Origin of the sequence: Halorhabdus sp. BNX81 (assembly GCF_029229925.1) — an archaeon.
In the GTDB taxonomy this organism is placed as follows: domain Archaea; phylum Halobacteriota; class Halobacteria; order Halobacteriales; family Haloarculaceae; genus Halorhabdus.
Genome location: NZ_CP107254.1, coordinates 277,591 through 303,020, shown reverse-complemented (window position 1 = coordinate 303,020; position 25,430 = coordinate 277,591). Strand labels below are relative to the sequence as shown.

29 protein-coding genes and 2 tRNA genes are annotated in these 25,430 nt (G+C 63.5%); 16 read left to right on the top strand and 15 right to left on the bottom strand.

All coding sequences use genetic code 11. The features are described 5' to 3' along the window. Positions 1-25 precede the first annotated feature (25 nt). From HBNXHr_RS01455 to eda, 6 genes are all read right to left on the bottom strand, one after another. Complete coding sequence (locus HBNXHr_RS01455) at positions 26-1,492, bottom strand: Coenzyme F420 hydrogenase/dehydrogenase, beta subunit C-terminal domain (protein ID WP_275882877.1); 1,467 nt, start codon at positions 1,490-1,492, stop codon at positions 26-28. Beyond that, positions 1,485-3,257, bottom strand: coding sequence for a ferredoxin--nitrite reductase (locus tag HBNXHr_RS01450; protein WP_275882876.1), 1,773 nt, complete (start codon positions 3,255-3,257; stop codon positions 1,485-1,487). Before HBNXHr_RS01450 ends, HBNXHr_RS01455 begins: the two co-directional genes overlap by 8 nt. 131 nt (positions 3,258-3,388) lie before the next feature. Beyond that, positions 3,389-4,573, bottom strand: coding sequence for a signal recognition particle-docking protein FtsY (gene ftsY / locus HBNXHr_RS01445; RefSeq protein WP_275882875.1), 1,185 nt, complete (start codon positions 4,571-4,573; stop codon positions 3,389-3,391). Positions 4,574-4,576: 3 nt separating this feature from the next. Beyond that, positions 4,577-5,047 (bottom strand): prefoldin subunit alpha, encoded by a 471-nt coding sequence (gene pfdA / locus HBNXHr_RS01440; protein WP_275882874.1) that lies wholly within the window; start codon positions 5,045-5,047, stop codon positions 4,577-4,579. Then, a complete protein-coding gene (gene rpl18a / locus HBNXHr_RS01435) occupies positions 5,044-5,217 on the bottom strand; it encodes a 50S ribosomal protein L18Ae (RefSeq protein WP_008525576.1) in 174 nt (57 codons plus the stop codon). The genes pfdA and rpl18a overlap by 4 nt, the downstream gene beginning before the upstream one ends. A 94-nt stretch (positions 5,218-5,311) precedes the next feature. Beyond that, positions 5,312-5,953, bottom strand: a complete 642-nt coding sequence (gene eda, locus HBNXHr_RS01430) for a bifunctional 4-hydroxy-2-oxoglutarate aldolase/2-dehydro-3-deoxy-phosphogluconate aldolase (RefSeq protein ID WP_275882873.1) — start codon at positions 5,951-5,953, stop codon at positions 5,312-5,314. Positions 5,954-6,068: 115 nt separating this feature from the next. Here eda and HBNXHr_RS01425 point away from each other — a divergent pair, with 115 nt between their 5' ends. From HBNXHr_RS01425 to HBNXHr_RS01410, 4 genes are all read left to right on the top strand, one after another. Next, a complete protein-coding gene (locus HBNXHr_RS01425; protein WP_275882872.1) occupies positions 6,069-6,575 on the top strand; it encodes a hypothetical protein in 507 nt (168 codons plus the stop codon). A 122-nt stretch (positions 6,576-6,697) separates the two neighbouring features. Beyond that, a complete protein-coding gene (locus tag HBNXHr_RS01420) occupies positions 6,698-7,366 on the top strand; it encodes a twin-arginine translocation signal domain-containing protein (protein ID WP_275882871.1) in 669 nt (222 codons plus the stop codon). Positions 7,367-7,417: 51 nt separating this feature from the next. Beyond that, complete coding sequence (locus tag HBNXHr_RS01415; protein WP_275882870.1) at positions 7,418-8,302, top strand: aldo/keto reductase; 885 nt, start codon at positions 7,418-7,420, stop codon at positions 8,300-8,302. A gap of 1 nt (position 8,303) precedes the next feature. Then, positions 8,304-9,035, top strand: coding sequence for a class I SAM-dependent methyltransferase (locus HBNXHr_RS01410; RefSeq protein WP_275882869.1), 732 nt, complete (start codon positions 8,304-8,306; stop codon positions 9,033-9,035). On the opposite strand, the gene HBNXHr_RS01405 is transcribed toward HBNXHr_RS01410, so the two are convergent. Next, positions 9,032-9,445 carry an SRPBCC family protein gene (locus tag HBNXHr_RS01405; RefSeq protein ID WP_275882868.1) on the bottom strand — a complete coding sequence of 138 codons (414 nt, stop codon included), beginning with the start codon at positions 9,443-9,445 and terminating at the stop codon, positions 9,032-9,034. The two genes, HBNXHr_RS01410 and HBNXHr_RS01405, sit on opposite strands and share 4 nt — an antisense overlap. A 139-nt stretch (positions 9,446-9,584) precedes the next feature. Between HBNXHr_RS01405 and HBNXHr_RS01400 the strand changes: the two genes are divergently transcribed. Next, positions 9,585-10,241, top strand: coding sequence for a helix-turn-helix domain-containing protein (locus HBNXHr_RS01400; RefSeq protein WP_275740849.1), 657 nt, complete (start codon positions 9,585-9,587; stop codon positions 10,239-10,241). Positions 10,242-10,268: 27 nt separating this feature from the next. Here the strand turns inward: HBNXHr_RS01400 and HBNXHr_RS01395 are convergent, their stop codons facing one another. Next, positions 10,269-10,772 (bottom strand): hypothetical protein, encoded by a 504-nt coding sequence (locus HBNXHr_RS01395; protein ID WP_275882867.1) that lies wholly within the window; start codon positions 10,770-10,772, stop codon positions 10,269-10,271. Beyond that, on the bottom strand, positions 10,762-11,439 hold the full coding sequence (locus tag HBNXHr_RS01390) for a nucleotidyltransferase domain-containing protein (RefSeq protein WP_275882866.1): 678 nt from the start codon (positions 11,437-11,439) through the stop codon (positions 10,762-10,764). Before HBNXHr_RS01390 ends, HBNXHr_RS01395 begins: the two co-directional genes overlap by 11 nt. A 233-nt stretch (positions 11,440-11,672) precedes the next feature. Here HBNXHr_RS01390 and HBNXHr_RS01385 point away from each other — a divergent pair, with 233 nt between their 5' ends. Continuing rightward, entirely contained in the window at positions 11,673-11,909 is a 237-nt protein-coding gene (locus HBNXHr_RS01385; RefSeq protein ID WP_049941221.1) for an antitoxin VapB family protein, read from the top strand. 1 nt (position 11,910) lies between these two features. Further along, a complete protein-coding gene (locus HBNXHr_RS01380) occupies positions 11,911-12,300 on the top strand; it encodes a type II toxin-antitoxin system VapC family toxin (protein WP_275882865.1) in 390 nt (129 codons plus the stop codon). 59 nt (positions 12,301-12,359) lie between these two features. Here the strand turns inward: HBNXHr_RS01380 and HBNXHr_RS01375 are convergent, their stop codons facing one another. Continuing rightward, on the bottom strand, positions 12,360-13,175 hold the full coding sequence (locus HBNXHr_RS01375) for an inositol monophosphatase (protein WP_275882864.1): 816 nt from the start codon (positions 13,173-13,175) through the stop codon (positions 12,360-12,362). A gap of 203 nt (positions 13,176-13,378) precedes the next feature. Here HBNXHr_RS01375 and HBNXHr_RS01370 point away from each other — a divergent pair, with 203 nt between their 5' ends. After that, positions 13,379-14,536, top strand: a complete 1,158-nt coding sequence (locus HBNXHr_RS01370) for an MFS transporter (protein WP_275738837.1) — start codon at positions 13,379-13,381, stop codon at positions 14,534-14,536. 9 nt (positions 14,537-14,545) lie between these two features. On the opposite strand, the gene HBNXHr_RS01365 is transcribed toward HBNXHr_RS01370, so the two are convergent. Together HBNXHr_RS01365 and HBNXHr_RS01360 are read right to left on the bottom strand one after the other, a co-directional pair. After that, positions 14,546-15,667 (bottom strand): TrmB family transcriptional regulator, encoded by a 1,122-nt coding sequence (locus tag HBNXHr_RS01365; RefSeq protein ID WP_275882863.1) that lies wholly within the window; start codon positions 15,665-15,667, stop codon positions 14,546-14,548. A gap of 328 nt (positions 15,668-15,995) precedes the next feature. Further along, positions 15,996-16,895, bottom strand: coding sequence for a hypothetical protein (locus HBNXHr_RS01360; protein WP_275882862.1), 900 nt, complete (start codon positions 16,893-16,895; stop codon positions 15,996-15,998). A 399-nt stretch (positions 16,896-17,294) separates the two neighbouring features. Between HBNXHr_RS01360 and HBNXHr_RS01355 the strand changes: the two genes are divergently transcribed. From HBNXHr_RS01355 to serA, 3 genes are read left to right on the top strand one after another with little or no spacing between them, the layout of a single operon-like run. Further along, positions 17,295-17,570 carry a hypothetical protein gene (locus HBNXHr_RS01355; RefSeq protein WP_275882861.1) on the top strand — a complete coding sequence of 92 codons (276 nt, stop codon included), beginning with the start codon at positions 17,295-17,297 and terminating at the stop codon, positions 17,568-17,570. Positions 17,571-17,626: 56 nt separating this feature from the next. Continuing rightward, positions 17,627-17,980, top strand: coding sequence for a hypothetical protein (locus tag HBNXHr_RS01350; protein WP_275882860.1), 354 nt, complete (start codon positions 17,627-17,629; stop codon positions 17,978-17,980). A 59-nt stretch (positions 17,981-18,039) separates the two neighbouring features. Further along, positions 18,040-19,602 (top strand): phosphoglycerate dehydrogenase, encoded by a 1,563-nt coding sequence (serA, locus tag HBNXHr_RS01345; RefSeq protein ID WP_275882859.1) that lies wholly within the window; start codon positions 18,040-18,042, stop codon positions 19,600-19,602. Here the strand turns inward: serA and HBNXHr_RS01340 are convergent. Next, the gene (locus HBNXHr_RS01340; protein ID WP_275882858.1) at positions 19,599-20,864 is read right to left on the bottom strand and encodes a M48 family metallopeptidase; all 1,266 of its coding nucleotides are present in this window, start codon (positions 20,862-20,864) and stop codon (positions 19,599-19,601) included. The two genes, serA and HBNXHr_RS01340, sit on opposite strands and share 4 nt — an antisense overlap. A 148-nt stretch (positions 20,865-21,012) precedes the next feature. Between HBNXHr_RS01340 and HBNXHr_RS01335 the strand changes: the two genes are divergently transcribed. After that, entirely contained in the window at positions 21,013-21,543 is a 531-nt protein-coding gene (locus tag HBNXHr_RS01335) for a DnaJ domain-containing protein (RefSeq protein WP_275882857.1), read from the top strand. 362 nt (positions 21,544-21,905) lie between these two features. On the opposite strand, the gene HBNXHr_RS01330 is transcribed toward HBNXHr_RS01335, so the two are convergent. Then, a tRNA-Gly gene (locus tag HBNXHr_RS01330) sits at positions 21,906-21,976 on the bottom strand. Positions 21,977-22,317: 341 nt separating this feature from the next. Between HBNXHr_RS01330 and HBNXHr_RS01325 the strand changes: the two genes are divergently transcribed. The 4 genes from HBNXHr_RS01325 to HBNXHr_RS01310 all read left to right on the top strand — a co-directional run bounded on the left by HBNXHr_RS01325 (position 22,318) and on the right by HBNXHr_RS01310 (position 24,924). Next, entirely contained in the window at positions 22,318-23,145 is an 828-nt protein-coding gene (locus tag HBNXHr_RS01325) for an NAD+ synthase (protein WP_275882856.1), read from the top strand. 102 nt (positions 23,146-23,247) lie between these two features. Continuing rightward, positions 23,248-23,937 (top strand): hypothetical protein, encoded by a 690-nt coding sequence (locus HBNXHr_RS01320; RefSeq protein WP_275882855.1) that lies wholly within the window; start codon positions 23,248-23,250, stop codon positions 23,935-23,937. Between the two features lie 45 nt (positions 23,938-23,982). Next, positions 23,983-24,054: transfer RNA gene (locus HBNXHr_RS01315), tRNA-Thr, on the top strand. Between the two features lie 237 nt (positions 24,055-24,291). Then, the gene (locus HBNXHr_RS01310; protein ID WP_275882854.1) at positions 24,292-24,924 is read left to right on the top strand and encodes a cyclase family protein; all 633 of its coding nucleotides are present in this window, start codon (positions 24,292-24,294) and stop codon (positions 24,922-24,924) included. A 28-nt stretch (positions 24,925-24,952) separates the two neighbouring features. Here HBNXHr_RS01310 and HBNXHr_RS01305 read toward each other — a convergent pair whose 3' ends face one another. Beyond that, on the bottom strand, positions 24,953-25,330 hold the full coding sequence (locus HBNXHr_RS01305) for a hypothetical protein (RefSeq protein WP_275882853.1): 378 nt from the start codon (positions 25,328-25,330) through the stop codon (positions 24,953-24,955). Between the last annotated feature and the right edge of the window lie 100 nt (positions 25,331-25,430).

Here is a 25,430-nt window from a genome sequence, read left to right as displayed (position 1 = left end):
GGGTACCACCTCTTTCGACTGTCGGTCAGTGCCCTTCGTCGTGGGGATTCAGTGTCGTCCCGTAGTGCTCGACGTGCTCGGTGTACTCGATGAATCGCGGCGCGTCGGGGTCGAACGGGCGCTCTAAGGCGTCGAACGCTTTCTTCTTGTCCCAGGACTGCAGGCCGCCGACCGCCGAGCGGTCCTCCAGGTCGTGATAGTCCAGATCGTCCTTCGTCAGGTTCCAGGCGTCCAACCCTGTCTCGGTGCGGACGATCACGGAGGAGTACTCGTCGCTCGACCCCACGGAGCCGACCGTCAGATCAGCACAGTAGCCGGTGAAGTCCGCACATTCGTCACAGCCCTTCAGCGCGGCGTCGTGGAAGTTCTCGACGTCCTCGTCGACGATCAACTCGCCGCCGTGGTCGTAGACCATCAGCTTCCCGTCGAGCACGTCCATCTTGCCGACGTCGTCGAGGTCGATGTCCCGCTGCTCGACGAGTTGCTCGCCCATGAGGCGCTCGTAGTTGAAGTTCTTCGTGCACATGAGCGCGATGGCGTAGTCGATCGCCCGGACACCCTCCTCGTGGCTGCCGTACTCCCACTCGAAGTCCTGCAGCGCCCGGATCCCCTCGATCTCGCAGGGAGTACCCACGAGGGCAAGTGAGGCGTCCTCGATCGGCCCGTCGATCTTGTGATCCCACTGCTGCAAGTCGAGATTCCCCAGCGCCATCGTCTGGGTGTAGATCGACCCGGCGTTTTCGATGCACTCCTCGGGGGAAGTGGCGAGAAAGGCCTCGGCCTTCCAGGGGTCCTCGTCGCTCTCGGTGGCGATGAGCGCGCCGTCGATCTCGCCAGCCTCCAGCAGGTGGCACAGCACGCTCGTGACGAGCCCGCCGTCCTGGGCGTTCTCCCGCCAGTCGTCCTCGACCTTCGCCGAGAACTCGGTGATCGGGTCGCCCGCACCGCTGACGTTGTCGTCGCCGCCGGTGATCTTCCACTGACGCTCGTACCGGAGGCCACCGCGGGGACAGAAGTCCCAGCACAGCGAGCAGCCGGTGCACATCTTGACGAGTTCGGGCAGGCCGTTCTCGTCGACGCCGATGGAGTCGCTGGGACACGAGGCGACGCAGGTGCCACACTGGATGCACCGCCCGTCGTCGATCACGGCGTCGTCCAGTTCCATGAACCACGTCTTCTCGTCGGGCGTCTCGATGTCGCTCATCCGCGAGCGGATCTCGTAGGACGGCGTGTCGAGTTCGAGGTGTTCCTCGCCGGGTCGCTGGACGCGCTGATCCGGCGGCGTCTCGTAGACATCCTGGCTCGCCTCGCGGGCGGGTTGAGTGAACTCGACGTCGCGCAACTGGCCATGCTCGTCGACGTTCGTCGGTGTACTTCCTCCATCGGTCGCCGTTTCGCGTCCACAGCCACAGGCATCGCCACACCCGCCGTCGTCTGCACCGCCGCTCTCGTCGCGACCGCCGGGCACGCCCGGCAGCGGGTCGTCAGTCATCACTCGACCCCCGGCCGCCCGTCTCCTGGGCGACCCCGGCCGCGACTGGCGCATCGGCCCCCTGCATGATCGATCGCAGGCGGTCGTTCTCGACGCGACGACACCACGCGTAGAACCGTTCGCCCTCGTTGCGCTCCTCGGTGTAGGCCGCGAACAGTTCCTCCAGGGCGGGAATCACCGCCCGGGCGGGCACCGCGGTCTCGACCCAATCGAGGAACTCGTTGTCGGTCCCGAGCGCGCCGCCCAGGCCGAAGTCCATCCCCTCGACGATGGCGTCGCCCTCGAAATTCGTCGAGTCCTCGGGATCGTCGACCTTCACCGTCTCCCCCCGGAACCCGATGTCGGCGATCTGTGGCTGGGCACAGGAGGCCGAACAGCCGGACATGTGCATCCGCACCACATCCAGATCATCGGGTGTCTCGATCCGGCGGTCGAGGGCTTTCGCCCACTTGTAAACGCGATTCTTCGTCTCGATGATGCCGTAGTTGCAGAACTCCGACCCCGTACAGCCGACCGCGCCCCGAGAGAAGGGCCCGGGATCGGGGCTGTACTTCCGGGCGAACGGTTCGGCCATGAGGTCGCCGACGTTCTCGGCCGGAATGTGCGTGATCAGGAAGTTCTGGTCGGTCGCCAGCCGGATCGAGGCCTCGTCGGTGCCGTATTTCTTCGCCGCGCGGGCGGCCTCGACGAACTCCTCGCCGCTCATCCGGCCGGCGATGACGTTGAACCCGACGTACTTTAGCCCCTCCGTCTTCTGGTCGTGGACGCCGACGTGATCACCGGTATAGCCCTCGGTGAGGTCGGTCCCACTCTTCGGGAGGTCGACACTGCAGCGCCGCCGGACAGCGGCCTCGAATTCCTCGGTGCCGAGTTGCTCGACGAGATAGCGCATCCGGCAGACCCCGCGGTTGTTCCGATCGCCCAACTCCTTGAACGTCTGGGCGATGGCTCGGCAAAACTCCACGGCGTCTTCGGGCGGGACGAAGACATCCATCTGCGTCGCCATCCGCGGGCCATCGGAAAGTCCGCCGCCAACTTTGCAATGGAAGCCGTAGATGTCGGTGCCACCGTCGGACGAGTCCGACGAGCCTCCGGCTTCGCCGGAGACATCCACTTCCTTCCGGGCCGGCGTCAGGCCCACGTCGTTGATCTGGGATTGCCCACAATCGTGTGCACAGCCGGTGATCGTCATCTTGAACTTCCGGGGCAGGTTGGCGTACTCCCGGTTCTCGGTGAAGAATTCGTTGACGGCATCGATCACGGGCTGGGCGTCGAAGCATTCGTGTTCGTCGAGTCCGGCCGCGGGACACCCCAGCACGTTCCGGGCGGAGTCGCCACACCCCTGGACCGTCGTCAGGCCAACCTCGTCGTAGGTCGCCCAGATCTCGGGGACCTCCTCGACCGCGATCCAGTGCATCTGGATATCCTGGCGGGTGGTGATGTCCAGATACGCGTCACCCCAGATCTCGTTTTGTTCGTCGCCACCGTGTTCCGCGGGTGCGGTGGCGTATTCGTCGGCAACCTGGCCGATCACCTCGGCCTGTTCGGGTGTGAGGTACCCGCCAGGCACCTTCGTCCGCTTCATGAAGAAGTCGTCGTGCTCACCGTGGGCGTACAGCCCGGCCCACTTCAGGCGCTCCCACTCGCCATCGCCCGCCCGATCCTCGATCTCGGAAAAGGAGAGGCCACCCTCTGCGTATTCCGTGACGTCCTCGATCACGTCGAGGGGGTGTTTCTCCTGTTTCCACTGTTCGACTGTATTCATTTATCTGACAGGTGGTACTGTACCCGCACGGATAATCGTGATTGACACGGCAGCACGTGTCAGTGCTCGTGGGAAGGGGCGAGGCGTGCCGACAGCTACGACACGGACAGGGGTGGTTGTCGGGGAGACGCTCACTCGCCGAGCGTCAGTTGATCGACGACCTCCTCGGGGTCGAACCGTTCGAGGTGATCGTAGCCCTGGCCGGTGCCGAGAAAGAGAATCGGCTTGCCCGTGACGTGGGCGATCGAGATCGCCGCGCCGCCCTGCGGATCGGCGTCAGCCTTGGTGAGGATCGTGCCGTCGATCTCGGCGGCGTCGTTGAATTCAGTCGCGCGAGTGACGGCGTCCTGGCCGGCGACGGCCTCGTCGACGAACAGCGTCATGTCCGGCTCGATGATGCGCTCGATCTTCGAGAGTTGATCCATCAACCCTTCGCTGGTGTGGAGTCGCCCCGCCGTGTCGCCCAGCACGACGTCGACGTCGTTGGCTTCAGCGTACTCGACGGCATCGTAGATGACTGCCGTCGGGTCGCCGCCCTGTTCGTGAGAAATGTAGGGGACGTCCAGCGTGTCGGCGTGTTCGCCGAGTTGCTGGTTCGCGCCGGCCCGGTAGGTATCGCCGTTGGCCAGCACCGACGAGTAGCCACGCTCCTCGAGATACTGGGCAAGCTTGGCGATCGTCGTGGTCTTGCCGACGCCATTGACGCCCGTAAAGACGATCACGACCGGCTTCTCGGCCTCGTCGATCCGCTCCTCGAAGTCGAACTGCCCGACGCTGATGACGTCGTACAATGCCTCCCGGAGGGAATCTTGCACGAGGTTGCCCGTGCTCTGGAGACGCCGGCGCGTCTCGCCGACGAGGTTCGCCTCGACGCCGTCGAGAATCTCGCCCGCGACGCTCATCTCGACGTCACTGCTCAACAACGTGAGTTCGAGATCATCGAGATGGTCCTGCAGGTCGTCCTCGTCGATGACGGTCTTGCCGGTCGCAAAGAGTTTCGCCCGCTCGGCGACGCCACGGTCGGGTTCCGCCGCGTCCTCGGTGGACGCGTCCGGTTCGGCAGACGTCTCAGTAGCGGCTGTGCCGTCTGCTGGCTGCGTGTCGACCGTCGATTCAGCGTCTGCATCGGATTCGCTGGATGCGTCGCTCTCTGCCGCGGATTGGGTGACATCTCCCGCAGACCCACCCTCACCCGGGGCCTCAGCGTCGGCCCCGCTGTCATCGATATCGTCGGCCTCACCTTCTTCGACGGCGTCGACGTCTTCCTCGACGTCGTCGCTGAAGCGGCCGAGCTTCTCGCGCAGTCCGTCGAACATCGCCTACTCTTCGCCGCCTTCCTGCTGTTGCATCTGCTGCATCTGCTGTTGCATCTGCTGCTGTTGCATCTGCTGGGCCTGCTGTTCGAGCTGTTGGCTCTCCTCTTCGAGATCGGAGATCTCCGCGGAGAGCTGCTCGATCTGGTCGTCGATGGCGTCTTGCTTGCGTTCGAGGGTGTCGGTCGCGTCGTCCTGTCCCTGCTCGGCCGCGTAATCGGCACCGAGGCTCACGGTGATCTCGTCCATATCGAGGACTTCCGCGCGGACGTAGGCGTCGCCGCCGAGGGGAACCTGCACGGTCGAGCCCGTTTCGAGCGTCTCGATGGCCTCGATCGCCTCGTCGATCTCGGTCTGCTTGTTGCGGAGGTCCTGGACTTCCGCTTCGAGTTCCTCGCGTTCCTCGTCGATTGCTTCGATCGCTTGTGCGATCTCCTGGAGTTGCTGCTGACCGCCGCCGCCACCACCGAGACTCATGCGTCTACCCCCTCGATCTCGATCTGAGAGCGTTTGAGCCCGTGCTGGGAGCCGAACTCCGCAAGGGTGTGCTCCTCGGCGACGTTCTCGTTCGGTGCTTCGATCTCCGTCTCGAACGATTGCCAGCCGTCACGGGCCTGAAACGTCCCGGTGACTGTGTATTCGCTCATGTTCGCTAAAAGGGAGGGCGACGGGGAAGTATCTTCTCATCGAATGTTCGAGCGACGATCGATACTCCCCCGGCTACGGTGCCCGAAAACGCCGCTAGTCGCGGGCGTCCTCGACCGCCGCGACGAATTCGGCGGCATGCGCTTCGACGGCCTCGAAGTCGCCACGCTCGATCGCGTCGTAATCGATGATCGCACTCCCCGCGCCGACGACGGTCGCGCCCGCATCGAAAAAGTCCGCGACGTTGTCCGGTCCGACGCCGCCGGTCGGCATCAGCGGCAGGTCACCGAGCGGGGCCTGGATCGCACTGAGATGACCCGGGCCGACGGTCGCGGCCGGGAACACCTTGATCAGGTCGGCCCCGGCTTCGGCGGCCCGCAGCGCCTCGGTCGGGGTCATCACGCCCGGCGCGACGAGCGTATCGTAGCGGTTGGCCGTCTCGATGACGTCTTCTTCGAGTGTGGGGCCGACGACGAACTCGGCACCGGCCTCAATGGCACCCCGGGCCGCGGCGGCGTCGAGCACCGACCCGGCCCCGACGACCGCGTCCTCGCCGTCGAACGTCTCGACGACGTCCCCGACCAATTCGCTCGCGTTCCGCGCGTCGACGGTGACCTCGAAGGCAGTCACGCCGCCCCGATGCAGGGCCTCGACGGTGTCTACCATCGCGTCGGCGTCGATGTTCCGGAGCACTGCCACGACCCCGCTGTCGACGAATTGCTGTTCGATATCGCTCATGCTCGCGAATCCGAATCGCGCCGTGAAAAGCGTCCCGACTGGTCGGTGAGGGGGATGGTGCAGTCGACTCCCGCCCGACACCAACCATTTGCATGACTGGGTCGTATGTCCACGCATGGCACTCGAGGACGTCTTCGAAAATCTCCCGGACCCCGGATCGTACTCGTTCCCGGACTACGCGATCCCACAGGGTGATCCCGTGATGCCGGTCGCGCTCACCGACGACGAACTCCACGCGTTGCTCGATCTCTACGAGACCTTCGCAGCGGTCGATCCGACGGGCCTCGACTCGAACCCGTTCCTTGCGAACACGACCGAGTTCCTCCAGCAGACCTTCGGCGCACCCGCCTACCGGCCGGACGAACAGCTCAACGACGACATCGCCGGGATGCTCAACGACTTCGCCGAGGACCTCAGCGGCGGGGAGTTGGGTGTCGTCGATGCCAGCCCGAAACACCACCAGACGCTTTATTTCTTCCTCGTCAGCGCGAAGGGGTATCACATGGCCCCCCACATCCAGTTCGATCCCGATCCGGCCGCGGTCGAGACGCTCTATCGCCTCTACCAGCGCGTCACCGAGCAGGACTACTATCTGAAGCGACCCTCGACGATTCTTGAGTAAACAGGCGAATCCGGGCCGATAGAAGCTGAGGACGGCTCCGGCCGGACGATGACAGGCCGTTGCAAGGCCTGATACGGTCGTGATATAAATTCTTAACAAGAAGACAGCACAACCCGGAGACAATGCAGGTTTCCCGTCGTGACCTCCTCCAGACTGCCGCCGTCGGTGGGCTTCTCGGCGTCGCCGGGTGTGAACAACCGTTCGGTAGTTCCGTCCGCACGCCAGCCGTTTCAGTGGTGGATACAACCGTCCCCGCTGAAATACAGGACTCCTTCGATTTGACCGTCGACATTGTCGAATCGTTCTCGGCCGACCAGCCCGGCCGAATTCGGGTCGAAGTAGAACATTCAGCGTCGACAGACGCGCCGCGGCAGATCGCGTTCGGAGGGACTTTACCGTTCAGCAACTACGTCGGCGGTCGAGTCGACACGGACGACATGCTGGTGGCGATCCCCAGAGGCACCGACCGTATCGAGAAGACCGGACGGACGACCCCTGTCGAAGAGTGGGTGCCCGAGAAGCCGACCGACGGGTGCTGGCGCGCGCCGGCGGTCCCGGGAAGTGACGAAACGGACTTGGCCGTCATCCAGCTTTCACCGGGGGAGACGGTCGCCGAGCTTTACACGCTGCTGGGATTCGGACAGGAAGCCTGTCTCCCGTCCGGAACCTACGAGTTTGCGAGTACCGAACCATACAGGGTCGTTCAGGTCGCTGGGCCTGACGAAGAATGGGAAAACATCGACAAGGAGAAATCGGGATTCGGATTCACGCTCGAACTCGCAGACTCCTAACTCGAAGGCCCGTCACGGTGACTTATGGTCCGCACGCGAGTACGGTCACGTATGCAAACCCGTCCGCTCGGCACCACCGGTCAGGACTCAAGCGTCGTCACGTTCGGCGCGATCGCGCTGAACTGGCTCGAACAGGAGGGAGCCGACCAGATGGTCGAACTCGTCCTCGATCACGGCGTGAATCACTTCGACGTCGCGCCGACCTACGGCGACGCCGAGCTCAAGCTCGGCCCGAAGCTCAGAGAGTATCGTGAGGAGATCTTCCTCGGGTGTAAGACCCAGGAACGGTCCTACGAGGGAGCCTGGGAGAAACTCGAACGATCGCTGGATCGCCTCGGCGTCGACACGATCGACCTCTATCAGGTCCACGGCCTCGAATACGCGGACGAACTCGACGAGATCACGGCCGACGACGGGGCGCTCGCGGCGTTCCGCGAGGCCAAAGACGAGGGACTCATCGAGCACATCGGCCTGACGAGCCACGGCGATCCGGGCCTGATCCTCGATGCGCTCGGCCGGATCGACGACCTCGAGTCGGTGATGTTCCCGCTGAACCCCGTCGTCGACGCCAAGGACGGCGACGAGTACGACTACCAGGCGGTTCTCGATCGCGCCGACCGCGAGGACGTCGGCACGCTGGCGATCAAGGCCTTCGCCGGCGGCTCGTGGCCCCCGACCGCGGAGTTGCCCGAGCATCGCCGACCCTACGCCAACTGGTACGAGCCGGTCGACACCCCCGAGACGATCCGCGATCGACTGAACTACACGCTTTCCCAGGGCGTCACCAGCGTCGTCAGCCCCGGCGATCCAAAGCTCGTGCAGATGGTCCTCGATGCGGGCGACCGGTTCGCGGAACTCGACGCCGCGGCCCAGCGGAGCGTTCGCGAGGACGCCCGTCACGACGGGAGTCCGGTGCCGGAACAACTCCATCACTAGCATGGAGGTTCCCGAGACCGTCACCGCGGCGCTCGCCGATCGCCCTGTCGATGGCGCGCACTGCCTGGAAGCCGGTGCCGGCGCGGGGAACGCGACCGCCGGACTCATCGACGCGGGCGCAGACAGCGTCGTCGCAGTGACCAACGAGCGCGAGCACGCCCAGACGGTCCGTGAACGGGTCGGTCAGGAGTATCCGGATCGGGTTCGCGTGCTCGAAGGCGACCTACGCGAGATTCCACTCCCCGACGATTCGGTCGAAATCATCACCGCCCACGCGCTGTGCAACGTCGTTCCGCCGGCGGCACTCGAAAATATCGCCGCCGAGGTGACACGCGTCGCGGCCCCGGGGGCGCACCTGATCGTCGACGACTACGCGCCGCTGCCGGGCGAGGCGGCCATGCGCGATCTCTTCGCCGTCGAGAACGCGGCCGCCGAACTCGCCGTTGGCCGGTCGGCACTGACGTTCTATCCGGCCCGCGTCCTCCGCGGCATCTTCGAGTCCTATGGGTGGACACACGACCGGACGAAGCCCGTGCTCGATCCCGTTCCCTGGTCCGAATCACACGTTTCTGCCCACGCTGACGCTGCTCAGGAGTTCGCCGACGATGCTGGCACAGCGGGAAATCTGCTAGCTGAACGGGCCGAGGACATCGCGACAACGATCGGATCGGAGTCGACGGGCGAAATGTACAGCCTGGCGATGCGATTACCGGGGTCGTCAGCCGTCGGTTAGGTTCCAGTCGCGGTCTCTTCGAGATACGCCAGTTGATCCTCGAGTTCCTTGGTCCGCTGGCGCTTGATCAGGGTCGCGTCGAGGGCTGCCCCGATGACGCCGCCGAGTTCGAACTGCGTCCGGGCGGTGATCGTCGTCTCGCCGTCCGCACCGTCGAGACGATAGGTCGTCGTCATCTCGTCGAACATCCCCTCGACCTGTTCGTAGGTCAGCGCGTCGTCGCTGTCGACGATTTCGAGCGTGAGTTCCAGCTCAGCCAGGCCGATCGCACGCTCGACCGTCACGCGGTCGCCCTCGACAGTGACCTCGTCGAATCCCGCGGCGTCCATGAACGCCTCCATGTCCTCGAATCCGTCCCGGACGGATTCAGGATCGGCCGCCACGTCCCGCGAGACAGTGACCTCTTGCATGGTCACCACAGGGACCCCCGGCGGCGTCAATCTGTCGTCGAACACGTTCGGCCCTGCGGCGGGTGAACCCGACGGGCAGCCGCCGCTGTCGAACATGTTCGGAACAATTACCCTGGTTCGGCCCGAACACGTTCAGGACATGGTACATGCGACGCTGACGCTCTCGATCCCCCGGCGGATCTGGATCGGCGCGCTCTCGCAGGATCATCCCGAGTCGTGCATTCGCGTCCTCTCGGCGTTCCCGAAGGGCGAGGAATCGGGCGTTGGACTGGTCGAAGTCGACGGCCCGGACGTGCCGGCGGTCGTCCGTGCGATCGACGAGGAGGAGACCGTCACCGATCTGGCGGTGCTGGGTCGCCACGAAGACACTGCTCTGGTGCAATTCGAGACCACCGATCCACTCCTGCTGTTCCCGATCATCGGCTCCGGGATCCCGCTGGAACTCCCCTTCGACATCCGCGATGGGGAGGCGCGCTGGGAACTCACGGCCTCCCAGGACCGCCTCTCGGAACTCGGCGAGCAACTGGAAACGCTTGGCATCTCCTTCACCGTCGAGCAGCTCCGCCAGCACGTCGAACCCGAGCAGGTGCTGACCGATCGCCAGACGACGCTGGTCCAGGCGGCGATCGAGCGTGGGTACTACGACACCCCACGGGAGTGTACGCTGACCGAACTCGCCGACGCGCAGGACATGGCCAAATCGACCTGTAGCGAGACGCTCCACCGCGCCGAGGAGAAGATCGTCAAGGGCTTTTTCGAGGACGAACCGACCGCGAGTGCTCGACGGCGGATCTGATTGCGTGCTTCGATCGGAAGTCGACGATCAAGTGCTCGAAGAACAGACACACTCATACTCCAAGGAGGCGTAGTCGAGAACGTACCGGTGGACGGCCTCGGCCAGCGCCAACATCGCATCCGCTTGTTCGGCGCTGGCAACCGTGTCACGATAGTATACTTCGGCTCGGTTTTGCTTCCAGAGCTGTGTGAGCCGATCCGCGAACGTGTCGCTGAACAGATTCACCGTCGTTCCGTGTCGATAGATTTCCGTGTGTTCGTATCGCAGATCTTCCGCCGAGACGTGCCCCCGATGGAGTAGATAGAACTGAATACTCCGTTCGATGGCGACGAACGACGCCTCGATCACGACAGTGTAGTACCCGTTTCGCTGTCGGAGTGTACGCGCGGCCTCCAGGAGACGGCAGGCTTTTCGTAACTGGACAAGCGCGGCATCCGTGACGGATAACCCGTCTTCGGCGGTGTGTCCGCGAGTGTCCTGAAAGGCCCGCTCGGCATCCGTGAGGGCTTCCTCGACGTAGCTACCGTCCATCCGTCAATACCTCCGATTTGAGTTTGGCGAGTGCGTCGGAACCTTCGAGGGTGAGTCCGGTTGCGAAAATGTCACGCAGCCGATCGCCGTGCCGACGGGCGGTCTCGACGGATTCGACCAGGACGTGGAACTTGTAGCGGTCCCCGTCGAAGGGCACCTCGTTCAACTCGTCGGTGATCTCGTCGGCGATTCGCTGCGCGGTCGCCTGTGTGCCGCCGACGAGCACAAAACAATCAATATCGCTTCGGCGGTCTGCATCGCCCTGGGCGACACTCCCGAAGAGCACGATCCCACGAACGTTGTCCAATCGTTCGGACAACCGGGCGAGAAGTTCCCGGACTGGCGTGTGATACTCCGCCTGCGGAATCTGGACGATCGGATCGTTCGGTTTGTCCAACCGATCCCGATTGATTCGGACGAGTTTTTTCCGACCGTCATACTCCGTTTCGACGAAGTTGACCGCTGCAAGGTCCTCAATGGCCGCCGAAATGCTCCGATGTGGGTGGTCTGTCGCCCGGCTAAGATCCCGAATACCGAACGCTGTATGTGGGTTGTCGACGAGAACACCAAGTACATCGGGAGTACAGCCGTGACTGAACAGCCCCGTCGGTGGAACCGGTACCGGCAACGCAAGTGACGCGCCATTTTGGATATTTTTACTGCCCATAGATAGATATCCTATCCAATACTGAAAAGGTTTGTGACAACGATTCGGGCAGTCGTGAGCTATTGAAACGTCTAAAACGATGGGCCCTACCGCGCCGAGGAGAAGATCGTCAAGGGCTTCTTCGAGGACGAACCGACCGCGAGCGCCCGGCGAAGGATCTAAACGGCTGAACAAAACGAAGCGACTGACGGTCGGAGAAAAGCCTTTGTGAGTCTGCATACAACCGTATGCACATGTCGAAAAGCATCCGTCTCTCCGAGGAGGCCTACGAGCGCCTCGCCGCGCACAAACGCGAGGAAGAGACCTTCTCCGAGGTGGTCCTCCGGCTGGCCGGCGAGCGGTCGCTCCTGGATCTTGCGGGGATCCTGAGCGACGACGAAGCCGACTCCCTCCGAGATGCCGTCGCGGAGCGCCGCGAACGGCGGAGCGACGAACTCGAGGGGATCGCCGACCGAATGGACGGGGTCTGACGTGCTCCTCGATACGTCGTTTCTCATCGATCTGATGAACGGCGACGACGCGGCCGTCGAAAAAGCCCGCGAGTTGGAACGGGATCTCGTCCAACAGCGGCTCTCGTCGATGACGCTGTTCGAACTGTACTACGGGATCGCTCGCGCGGCCGATTCCGAGACCGAGCGCGAGACGGTCGAAACCGTCCTCGACTCCAAGCCGATCTATCCCGCCGACGCCGCAGTCATGCGAAAGGCCGGGCAACTCTCGGGCGAGCTACAGAACGACGGCACACCGGTCGGAGACGGTGACGTGATCATCGCCGCCACTGCCGAGGTCGTCGAGGAACCCGTGCTCACTCGAAACGTCGAGGACTTCGAACGACTCGGCGTCGAAATAGAGACGTACTGAGCAAGCCCGAGCCGACAGAGAGCGACGTACTACTGATCGTTGGCGTCCGAGCGCGTCTGCTACTCCCGATCGAGACGCCCCCGAAGCGCCGCCAGGACGTCGTCGTGAATCTCACCGCTCGTGGCGATCAGCGAGTCGCTGTCGTGTCGCCACCGATTTCCAGCGAGATCGGTCACGCGGCCGCCGCCGGCCCGGACCATGTGCGCGCCGGCGACGGTATCCCAGGCGGTCATGTGGACCGTCGAGATCGCGGCGTCGATCTCGCCACAGGCCACCATCGCCATGGAAGTCTGGCCACTGCCCAGTCGCCGGAGATCGCCGAGTTCGTGGTGGATGTAACTCGTCACGTGGTCGTAGTCGTCGCGATCGCGGTCCTTCAGCCCGAAGATCGGGGCGACGATCAGCGACGAGGGGTCCGTCCGGTCGCTGACCGCGCACTCGATGCCGTTCCGTTCGACGGCACCAAGACCCGCCGCGTACGTATCGCCGACCGCCGGCAACACCGTCGCGGCGGCGACCGGTTCGCCGTCGTGTGTGCGTGCCAGGCTAACGCTCCAGAGGCGATTGTCCCGGACGAAATTGTTGGTGCCGTCGATCGGATCGATGATCCAGGCCGGCCCGGATTCGGGAACGGTCTTTTCGGCGTCGTTCTCCTCGCCGACGATCGCCGCGTCCGGATCGCGATCGGCCAAGACCGCGATGATCCGCTCCTGGGCTTCCTGGTCGGCCTTCGAAACCGGGTCCATCTGGTCGCGCTTGAAGTCGTTGCCGATCCCCTCCCGGAAGTACTCACAGGCGATCTCGGCCCCGGACTCGGCTGCCTCCCGGGCGATCGAACGCCATTCGGCGGCCGTCTCCTCATCGATCTCGTTCACAGTATCACTCGGTGGATTCGAACCGAGGGGCCGCCGAAACTTGAGTGGTCGGGACTGCCGGGGACCCGTTCGCGACCCGTGGCTCGCCGGGCCGACCGACGGGTTGCCCCGCTGTCGACAGCACCGACGAGTGCTGGGCCACTGTGACCGAAAAGATCCCTCCGAATGGTGAAATTTTTCACCGCTTGTTCTAATAAACCGGTGTGAACAATCGCCGACGCTGGACGCTCGCGATCTTCACGTTCGTGGTCGGTGATGCGATCGCCCTCCAGATGCGGGGGGCAATCTTGCCCCGGGTCGCGGCGGAGTTCGACGTCTCTGAAGGGGTTCTGGGACTGGTCGCGCCGGCCGGCACGCTTGGGTTTTTGCTGGCCGTGCTGGCGGTCGGACTGGCTGCCGGGCATCTGCCCGTCCGGCGGACGATGCTCGGCGGGCTGGGCGTGGCGGTCGTCGCACTCCTGTCGATGGCGGTCGCGCCGATCTACGGCCTCTTTCTCGGATTGCTGTTGATCCAGGGGACGGCCGACGGCGTCGGTCGCGCGCTCGATCGCCCAGCGCTGAGTCACCTCTATCCCGACCAGCGTGGCCGGACGTTCAACCTCTACGCGATGGCGTGGGCGGTCGGCGGGGCGAGTGCGCCGGTGCTGGCAAACGCCGTCGTCGCCGTTGGGAACTGGCGATACGTCTTTCCCATCGTGGCCCTGCTGTTCGTCGTTCCGATCCTGTTGTTGGTCCGCGCCGACGACCTCGAATCCGCGGCCAACGAGCAAGAGCTGACGGTCGCCCGACTTCGGGCGGTGCTTGACAACCCCGCTATCCTCGGCATGGCTGTGGCCCTGGTTTTCAGCGGCGGCATCGAGGGGAGCATCTTCACCTGGTTGCCGTACTTCGCGGGCGACCGAATGACGGACGCGCAGGCGAATCTTCTCCTCTCCGGCTTCCTGTTCGTGTATATTCCAGCCCGAGGAGTGTACGGACTGGTAATCGAACGCTTTGACTATCTCGTGGTGACGTTCGTCCTCGCGGTGGGCGCGGCACCGCTCGTCTACCTGGCGTTTACGACGACTAGCGTCGCAATGTTCGTTGCGGCGATCCTCGCGACGGGGATACTCGTAAGTAGCTTCTTCCCGACGCTTTCGGCCTTCGGCGTCGACGAACACCCGGCCTACAGCGGACCGATCAGCGCCATCGCGACCGGTGGAAACTACCTCGGAATATCGCTGTTCCCGGCGATAATCGGGGTGGTGAGTGGCTACATCGGTCTCGGAACGGCACTTAGTCTCCTGGCCGGGGCATTCGTCGTCCTCGGGGCGATCATCGCGATCACTGCCTGGACGACGCGGCGTTCCCCGACTCCCTGAGAGACCGGGTCACGCCTGGGGAGTCGGCGGGGCCGATGTCGGCAAGCAGTGGTCATCCGTCACCGACAGCGAGATATCGTCGATCTCGATGCGGTGGACCTCCATATCCTCGTAGACAGCTCCCCAGCTCCCGATCGCATAGGTCTCGGCACCGATGTCCAACAGGACGGAAAGCGAGCCCGACAGCTGTTCGAGCGTCGGTGGCTCACTGGTCCGAAAGTCATCCGTATAGGAGATATCGACGACGCACCCGGAGATGGTCCGAAGTTTGCGCTCGGAATTATCGTAGCCGATAGCCGTGATCGAAACGTCGAGCCCACCGTCGAGCAGGACCGCGAAGTCACGGACGAAGCCTTCGAGCGTGACGTAGGTCCACCCGCTGGTGGTGTCGACGTACGCTCGATCGTTGAGCGCCCAGTTGCAGGTGTAGAAGTACCAGTGGAAGATGAAGGATAGCGTCTCGTCTTCGACCAGGAGTCCGTGCTGATCAGTGGCGCTGGCGTCCGGTGTGAAGAAACAGCGACCGCGATCAACGACGGCCAGGAACGGACCAGGGATGTACGACAGTCGGAGTTCGGAGACGGCTGTTTCGACGTCATGGTGTGTCGCGAGTTCGTCGGTCTCCGGGTTGTCATAGAGCGTGACCCGAACGATGACGCCGTTGTCCTTGGCCGTCACCAGTGCTGAATGGAGGGTCTCGAACTGCTCGGGCGACAGCACCATCTCGATGAGGGTCTCGCTCTCCGCGATGGCTTCCTTTGCCCGCTCTAAGAGCGTCTCCTGATGTTTGACGACGCCACCGTTGTCATCGTACAGCCGGGGTTGTTCCCACCGGTCCTCGATATCGTCGGCCGCCTGCTGGAGCAACTGGCCGGTCGAACGGAGTTCATCGAGCACCACGTCCGGGTCCCGCGGCCGGACGTGCAGTTGATCGCGCTCGATCGTCTCGACGAATCCCTTCTGCTCTAGATCACGCAAGACTTTGTAAATCTGTGAGACGGGAACGGAGCAGTTTCGAGCGACCGTGACAGCCGGTGCCACCCCGAGATCCAGCACCGCGAGGTACGCATCCGACTGATACGACGTCAGCCCCGTGTTCTCCAGCGCGTCTCGAAGTTCCTCCGCATCCATGTCAATACGATTCAAAATCAGCCACTATAATCCTTTATCTCTCAGGCTGTCGCACGTTGACGTAATTTAATATTGAATATCATTTTTGGCCCACAATCAAACAGTCATGCAGGTGATCACAGCCTGAGTGGTAACCCGTATCAGTAGAGCGTGTACGATGGCGGTCACTCCAGGGGCAAGCATATCTTGATTCCGGTTGAGGAGTGGCTGCTGTCGACTCGTACGATCGAATTCGTCAGCAATTCGACCATGCCGGTGACCGTCGGATGGAGAGAAAACACCGGCCCGTCGACAGGCGGCCGATTCGACGGGGAAGATGGCCCCCGGCCTACTGAATTGCCAGCGCCGTGTCGATGTCCGCACCGTCGACGAGGTCGACCGCCCGTTCGGCGTGGTCGGTCATCTCGGCCCCGTTCTCAAGCAACACCGTCTCGCTGGGGAACAGACGCTCCCCGACGAGGAGCCCGTGATCTCTCGCTGTCGAGCCCGAGACGGTGATATAGACCCCCAGTCCGACCTCGGAAACGACGTCCTCCTCAGTCCGATCGCGACCGGGGTGGCAAAAGTCGATGCCCTCGATGGCGTCGGTCCCGAGGACCGCCGTCACGAGGCGTTCGTACCGCGGCGAGATGGCGAGTTCGCCGGCGTAGTCGGCGACAAACTCCCGCGTGAGATCGGCGTCCCGGGTGTCTGCAACGGAGGGAGTTGCGAGCAGCGTGTGATACACCGTATCGCCGAGACCAGTGTGGACGCGGACGTCGGTATCCAGCGGGTCGATCCGCTCGTTCAACGCCGCCAGATCGGTGAGCGGGTCGGGGTCGAGGCGGACAACCTCCTCCAGAACGAGGTCGGCACTGTCGAAGCCGAGTGCGAACTCGTGTTTCCGGAGCGCCCGGAAGGGTTCCTCGCGGCCGATGAGTTCCAGATCGACCGTCTCCGTGGGAATCCGCACGCTGTCGAAGACGATCCGGCGGGGCATCCCCTGACGGTCGTCCCGCATCAGCGTGTATTCGGGGGCAGTCGGGTCCGTAGCGTCGCTGTAGCTCGAAAGGCGCTCGTAGACCGGCGCGTCGGGCTGTTGCTCCCCTTTGGCGATGGCCTTCTCGTAGCGCAGCGTCGAGATGATCCCGTCGGCCAGGCCCGTCCGGCCGGTCCGGCTCGCGATCCGTTCGAGGACCGCCTCCAGGGGCCGGCCCTTCCGGGGCACAGCCATCCGCACGCTCGTCATTGTCCGACGATGGGCGAGCGTGCCTAAAACGGGCGCGGTTCGTGATCGGCGATATCCATGAATGGGAAACGAGCCAAAACAAATGGACTGTCGACAGTGGTGTTCAGATGAGAGATCCAAACTGAAGGCAACGCACCGAAAGCCCTCGCGGGGCTCGCTCTTTCATCCAACAGGCACGTAGACGCCCTCACGGTCCAACTCCTGGCGGATGAAAGGGCGAGTGCAGTTCCGGGAACCCCGGCGAAGTAAGGACCGCAACGCAGTGAGGACCGCAACGAGCCGCGGGACCGGAACTGCACGAGGGCTTTCGGTGTCTGCATTCCAGCGGCCAGTGCGTATCTGAACACTACCCTATCGACAGGGCAAAAAATATGGTATAATATAACGAACCGGAGAGCAGTGAGTCTCGCCTTCGCAATCGGCTATACGGTGATCTCGGCAGTCCCGACCGGACTTGGCCTCCTCGCCGTTTTCAGGCCGTATACCCTCGCGCTCTGGGAGGAGCGATTGGATTCGATCGGGAGTAAACGGGACTGGGAGACGGTCGAACCGACCGACTGGAAGGTGAGCCTGACACGAACCCAGGGCGGAATCCTCTTGCTGTTTGGCCTGTTCATTGCCCTGTTCGCCGTAAACCACTGGCTCGCGTTCTTCACGGCGCACACACTGACATGAATGTAATAAATCAAATGTGGCAAGATTTTATATACTGAAGATGTGCCTATGAAGTAATGTCTACCCAAAAGCGGCCACTTGGAATTACCCTTATCGCAGGCTACACGCTACTAGTTGGTCTCGCTGAGTTTATCCTGGCATATGCATACACCCCATGGAGAGCTATCTTCGCCCTTTTATATCTAATAATCGCGTACGGTATCTGGAATATGTCTCTCTGGAGTGCCATACTCCTCCCTCCAATGTTTACGCTTGACGTTCTGGTACAAGGAGAATATACTGAATTGATCGGGGTGGCCACGTTCACTGTGTATATTTATCTCCGAAGAGACGTATTTTCCGACGACCTTCCAAACATTATAAATCCGTCATTTTACCAGTCCTTGATACACATCGTTTACAGCAAGTAAGAACCCCTCGACAGGACGAACTCTAAAAGGTTAATGTGATGGGGAGATTCCCTCCGTGCATGAAGGTACTGGTCACGGACCCGATCGACGACGCCGGGCTGGCGCGCCTCCGGAGCGCCGGCCTCGACGTCGAGACCGACTTCGACATCGACACGGCGGGCGTCCTCGAGAAGATCGCGGACGTCGACGCGCTGCTCATCCGCGGGACGGAGATCACCCGCGAGGTCTTCGAGAACGCGCCCAACCTCAAGATCGTCTCGCGGGCGGGCATCGGCGTCGACAACATCGACATCCCCGCGGCGACCGACCACGGCGTGATCGTCGCCAACGCGCCACGCGGGAACGTCTACGCCGCCGCCGAGCACACGATCGGCCTGGCGTTTACCGCCGCCAAACAGATCCCGCAGGCGCACATGCAGGTCGCCGGCGGCGGGTGGGACGGTGCGTCCTTCGACGGCCTCGAACTCGGCGACATGACCGCCGGGATCGTCGGACTGGGCCGGTTGGGCCAGGAGGTGGCCTGGCGGCTCGACAACCTCGGCATGGATCTGGTCGCCTACGACCCCTACCTCGGGGAAGCTCGCGCGCGCCAGATGGGGATCGAACTGGTCGAACTCGACGAACTCCTCGAACGCGTCGACATGCTGTCGGTCCAGGCGCGGCTCACCGACGAGACCCGCGGGCTGATCGGCCCCGAGGAGATCGACCGCTTCGCCGGCGATCTGGTCGTGTTGACCTCGCGTGGCGGTATCGTCGACGAGCCGGCGCTCGCCGACGCCGTCGAATCCGGCGAGATCGCGGCCGCCGGCGTGGACGTCTTCTCGACGGAGCCGCCCGAGGACAACCCGCTGCTCGACGTCGACAACGTCGTGGTGACGCCCCACCTCGGCGCGAAGACTCACAACGCGCAGGTCAACGTCGCCGTCACGGCCGCCGACAGCATCATCTCGGCGCTGGAAGGCGATCTGGTCCAGAACGCGCTGAATCTCTCCTCGACGGACGCGAGTTCGGATCCCCGCACCCGGGGCTACGTCGACGTCGCCGAGACGGCAAGCAAGATCGCCCTCCGGCTGTTCGAGGGCCGGGTCGAGTCGATCGAGATCGAGTACGCGGGCGACCTCGCCGACGAGGACACCGATCTCGTCACCGCAGCCGTGTTCAACCCCTTCGGCTGGCAGGACGTCGTCGTGGACGCCCCGACCCGGATCGCCGAACAGCGCGGCATCCAGGTCGTCGAGAGCAAGCGCCGCGAGACCGAAGACTACCAGAGTCTGGTGTCGATCACGGTCAGCGACGGGGACGACGAACTCACCGTCAGCGGCACGCTGTTCGGCGACAACGAGCCCCGGCTGGTCGAGATCGACGGGTTCCGGGTCGATGCGACGCCCTATGGCCACATGCTCATCTCGCGTAACCGCGACGAGCCTGGCGTCATCGGCGCGCTCGGCAGCGTCTTCGGCGAGCACGGCATCAACATCGCGGGGATGGCAAACGCCCGCGAGTCGATCGACGGCGAGGCGATGTCGGTGTACAATCTCGACGAACCCGTCTCGCCGGACCTGCTCGAAGAACTCGAATCCGAACCCCGTGTCACGGGCGTAACGGCAATCGATCTGGACTAAGCCTCAGCTTTTGCGGATTCGTCGGCCAGCGTTCGGATGTGCTGCAGCCGTTTCGGCACGGGTGGGTGATCGTAGTGGAACGTCTCATAGAGCGGATGGGGAAACGGGTTCGAGAGGTTCTCACTCGTCAGATCGGCGAGTGCGTCGGCCATCGGCTCGGCCCCCATCACCTCGACGGCGAAGGCGTCAGCCTCGCGTTCGTGTGCCAGTGAGAGTCGGTTGGTGAGCGGCGCGGAGAGTTGGGAAACGGGCACGAGCCACAGCACGGCCAACACGAGGCCGGCGTAGACTGGCTGGCCGGCAATGCCGAACATCTCATAGAGCCACGTTGTCTCGACCAGCAGCGACACACCGAATAGCAGGGCACCCATCCAGATGACGCTCGCGCCGAGTTGCTTCCAGATGTGCCCGCGGTCGTAGTGGGCGAGTTCGTGGGCGAGGACGGCCTGCACCGAAGGGATCGACAACTGCTCGATCAGCGTGTCGAACAGCACAACCCGCTTGGTCCGGCCGAAGCCGATGAAATAGGCGTTTGCATGCGAGGAGCGGCGGCTGGCGTCCATCTCGTAGATGGAGTCGGTGTCGAAGCCCGCGCGATCGAAAACATCGGTCACCGCGTCGTGGAGATCGCCGGATTCGATCGGGTCGAAGTCGTTGAACAGCGGCGCGATCACGCGCGGATACAGCACCTGCATGAGCAGGGCGAAGCCGACGAACAGCGCCCAGGCGGCGACCCACCACAGTCCGCCCAGGGCGTCGATGGCGATGAAGATCGCCGCGGCGAGGACGCCGACCAGTACGACCGTCACAACCAGTGAAACAAGTTGATCCCGTGCGTACAGCTGTAGTGTCTGCTGGTTGAACCCGAACTGCTCCTCGATGACGAACGTCTCGACGACATCGAAGGGGAGGGTGAACGCCTGAAGTGCGAGAACGCTGCCCACGACGAGGGCGGTCCCACGAGCGAAGGCGGGCCAGCCAGTCGCCTCCAGGGCCGCGACGGCGTCAGCGTACAGACCCGAATAAAGCACCAGTAGGACGACGATAAGTGTCACCCACGTCCGAAGCTCTCCCAGGGCCGTTCCGAGCCGGTTGTACGCGAGTAATTCTTCGGGATCCTCGATCCCGAGACGCTCGGTCACGAGATCCGTTTCCTCGGCGACGGTCCGTTCGGCGTGTCGGACGTTCAACGCGGCAAGCGCGGTGAAAAAACCGGTCGTCCCGACCAGCAGCGTGACAAAGAGGGCGTGATAGACGAGCATACCCGTGGTTGGAGACGGGGGGCAAAAAGCCACTGGACACACCAGCACCACTAGTCACGCCGGTCCAGTTGGCCCGGGGGTGTGACCCCATCCCACGCAATTTGCCGGGGAACGAGAACCTTACCTGGGGACGGCCTAACGTGGAGTTGTGCAACGCTCGCGGTTCATCATCGCCCTCGCCGCGGCGTTCGGTGCGATGACGGTCGCTCTCGCAATCGCGGGAGCACTGTATAACCTCGCCATCCTCGCTCCCGCTGCGGTGTTCGGCGCGGTGACGTACCTCCTCTGGATGCACGGAACCGGCCGACTGGCCGCCCGCGTCTACCGCCGAGTTGAACGACAAGCGGCGGCCAATGGCGGCCCGTCAGGCCCATCGGGCGCAGCAGGGGCTCGGAAACGGGAGTCGGCCGGTCGAGAACGACGAGATCGACGCACCGAGAGCTGGCGGACGACTGACCGCCGGCGAGGCACGAGCGCGACGCGCTCGGATCGCTCGGAACCGGAGGAGATGTCTCGACGGGAAGCTTCCCGCGTCCTCGGTGTCGAAGCAGGGGCCGATCAGGAGACGATCAAGCGAGCGTACCGCGAGCGCGTCAAAGACGTCCACCCTGACGCTGCCGACGGCGATACGCAAGCGTTCAAGCGGGTCCGGACCGCCTACGAGCGTCTCGAAGAGTGAGTGGAGCCCCACAGATTCAATTCCCTCTTTTGCGATTTCACTGCTCACTGTCGTTCGCAGATGAAATGCGCCGGCCGGGAGTTCGCCGAGCATGGCGAGGCGAACGTCGATAGACGAACAAAGTGAGTCTATCGGAAGTGAGCGAAGCCTTCGGCTTCGCGATCTACGGGCGGCGTCCCGCCGAGTACACGAGGCGGGACTCGGGAGCTGTGCTCCCGGCGCATCGAATGACGACTGAAAGGAGGAATGAGATGCGCCGGCCGGGAATTGAACCCGATGGCAAATCCTCGCTACCGCTCGGATTTGCGTGATTCAATTCCCTCAAAACGCACTTGCGGCTCACGGGTTGTTCGCCGCAAAAGTGCGCCGGCCGGGAATTGAACCCGGGCTATGAGCTTGGGAAGCTCATGTCCTACCACTAGACCACCGGCGCACGTCGCTCACTTCGTTCGCTCGTGCGCCGAGCCCTGTCTCGCTTCGCTCGACAGGACACCGGCGCTTGTGCACTGCGTTCCTCGCGCGCCGAGGCTCGCAAATCCGAAGGATTTGCTCACCACCGGAACGCTCGTCGCCTCGCGTTCCGAGCCTTGCCTCGCTCCGCTCGGCAAGACACCGGCGCTCGATTGCTGCCTTCGGTTTCCATATCCCCGTGATCACACTTGAACATAGCGCTTCGTCGTCGTGTGCCGACTCGGCGTCGAAGACGCCACGCTCGTCCAGCAATATCGCGTCGAAGAGTGACTATTAGTTCCTGGAATCCCAATAGCTTCGTATATGTCAGAAATGGAGTCGATCACGCGAGGAGACTCGCCACTCGATCTGTCGCTGTCGATCGATGAGCTCGACGCACATCGCGAGCACATCACGGACTTCATCGCGGACCAACTCGATGCCGCTGGGGTCGATCGGGCAGTGCTAGGCCTCTCCGGTGGCGTCGATAGTTCGCTTGTCGCCCATCTCGCTGTCGAGGCTATCGGGGCCGAGAACCTCCACGGGCTGGTCATGCCGAGTTCGGTCAACGACGAGGCGACGATGAGCGACGCCGAGCGCGTGGCGATGGACCTGGGTATCGAATACGACGTCATCGAGATCAACCCGATCGTCGACACGTTCCTCGACGCCTATCCGGAAGCCGAAGGCGAGAAGATGGCAGTCGGGAACGTTCGCGTCCGTGCGCGTGCAGTACTAAATTACCTCGTCGCCAACACCGAGAACGCACTGGTGCTGGGGACGGGCAACCGCACCGAGTCGTTGACGGGCTACTTCACGAAGTACGGCGACGGGGCCGTCGACTGCCATCCGATCGCGAACCTCTACAAACAGCAGGTCCGCCAGCTGGCCCGCCACGTCGGCGTCCCCGAGGAGATAGCCGAGCGCACGCCGACCGCCGGCATGTGGGTCGACCAGACCGATGAAGCGGAACTCGGCGTCGAGTACGACACGCTCGATTCGATTCTCGCACTGGCAATCGAGGGCGAAGTCGGGACAAGTGCAACGGCCCGGATCATTGGCGTCGACGAAGAAATCGTCGAGCGCGTCCGCACGCTCTACGAACAGAGCGGTCACAAACGGTCGGTGCCACCGGCCCCCGAGTCGTTGTAGAGACTACTGTCTGGGTGCAAGCGGACATCCAAGCGTTCCGATTGGGTTTATTAAGGGGGGCTTTCCAAAGGTCTTTGACTTTCCCTCCACTAGGTTTGCTTAATGCAGGAAGTCGCGGTGGTTCGCCGGGCCGCGAAGGAAGTCCTCGAGGGCGTCGAGCCCGAGCGGCTGCACGATCGAATCGTGTCACGCCTCGACCGAAGTTCGATGACGGCCGGCGTTCTTACAGTACGGTGTGCGCGGGCCGTTCTCGAACGGCGTGGGACCAGTGCGGCTCGTCCGGTGTTCGAGCGACCCGACGATCCGCTGGCGGATGCGATCGCCCGGCGCGCCGTCGGCGTCCAGTTGATCTACGAGGGGCTGGCACTGACCCGAACGCTGTCCCAGGACCCCCCGTGGCTCTCGGGTCGAAAAGAGGACGGTGATCTGGACGTGCTAATCGCCGACATTCTGGTCGCCAGGGGCTTTCATCTCCTGGCACGGACGGAAGCCGCCGACGAGGCTGTCGGCACCGTGCAGTCCTTTGGTCGAGATCAGACCGTCAGGCGTGAAACCGACGATCCCTCGCTGGATCACAACCTCGAAGCCGACGTCTACGAACTGGCGACCGTCGCCGGGACGACCGCGGTCGGCGGTCAGCCGTCGCCCTCGTTGCGTGAATACGCGGGTTCGCTCGCTCGGAAGGCCCGAACCAACGGCGACACGGCAGAGCCGGAATCCGAGCAACTGGCGAGACTCGTCGCCGTCGATTCGACTGCCAGCGATGGGGTTCGGACCTCGGCTGACCACTGAAAATCGAAACGCCTAAAGTCAACTCGGAGTAAGCACGTGATGCGTGCCTGGGTAGCTTAGCGGTAAAGCGCGTCCTTGGTAAGGACGAGACCCCGGATTCAAATTCCGGCCTAGGCTTTTTCCGAGCGATTGACCCCGGAGCGTCAGCGATGGGGTCCTGAGCGAGTGAAATGCCAAACCGGAATTTGAATCCCTGGAAGACGCAGCGGCCGACCATGGGGAGGGCGACCGTCTTCCTCCGGTTCAAATTCCGGCCAGTCGTTCTAACGCAGGATCCGTCTTCAGGAAGGACTACACACGGAATGGGCCCTGTTGTCCCCGCGGATTTACCACTGGTGACTTCCTCCCACCTTCATGCACGATCTCACGCAGCCGATCGAGACCGGGATGCAAACCTATCCCGGCGATCCGGCCGTCAACATCGAGTCCGTCGCCGAACATGACTCCGTGGGCTATCGGGAATCCAGGCTCACCTGCGGGACCCATACCGGGACGCACGTCGACGCCCCGGCACACACCGAACCGGATGGGAAAACGCTCGACAGGTTCGACGTTGCGGCCTTCAACCGCAGCGCTCGTCGTGTGGACTGCCAGGATCTCGACGCCCGCGAGTCGATCCCGGCCGGCCGCGTCCCGGCGGTCGACCCCGACGTGGACTGTCTGGTCTTCTGGACCGGCTGGGACGAACACTGGGGGACCGAGCGGTATCTCGATCACCCCTATCTCTCGCCGGCGGCCGCCGAACGCTGTGCCGAACAGGGGCTGGCCGTCGGCGTCGATACGCTCAACCCCGATCCGACGCCGAGCGAGCGGGCCGGCCCAGCGGAACCGAGCGGGTTCCCTGCTCATCACGCGATTTTGGGGGCGGGGCTGGTGATCTTCGAGAACCTGCGAAATCTCGGGGCGGTCGACGAGCGGTTCGAACTCCGGGCATACCCGGTCAGAATAGATGGCGACGGGGCACCGGTCCGAGCGATCGGCGTGTGAGTGGCGGGCCGGCCAGTGGGGGGTTCGATCAGACCGCCAGAGCGACGGCGGCAGTCATCAACACACTCAGCGTGACCCCCGCGATCGAGAGCTTGGCGGCCTGGACGCCGTCAGCCCGCCGGTAATCCGAATCCCGAACCGAATCAGCGGTCCCGCCGGCCCCACGGAAATCATAGCGGCCCAGCAACGCAAGCCGCACGCAAAAGCCGGTGTGTGCCTGGAGCCCCCACTCGAAGCCGATCGAAAGTGGCACGAACACACCGACGAGGACGGGTTCAGGCAGCCAGCCGAGAACCGTCGCGACGATCTGGGCTGTCGCGAGTGTGAACGCCACGGCCGCGATAGCGAGGCGACGACGACGTTGAGTCGGTCCGATGTTACAAGTGCCCGGCTGGTAGCTACTCATCGCCAGGAATTGTGGGTTGGAGCCCTACTGTCTTGCGATGGCGGGCAAAAATCGCGATCGTGCTGTCTTGGAATATCGGACACGGGCGGCGTGGCAAGAC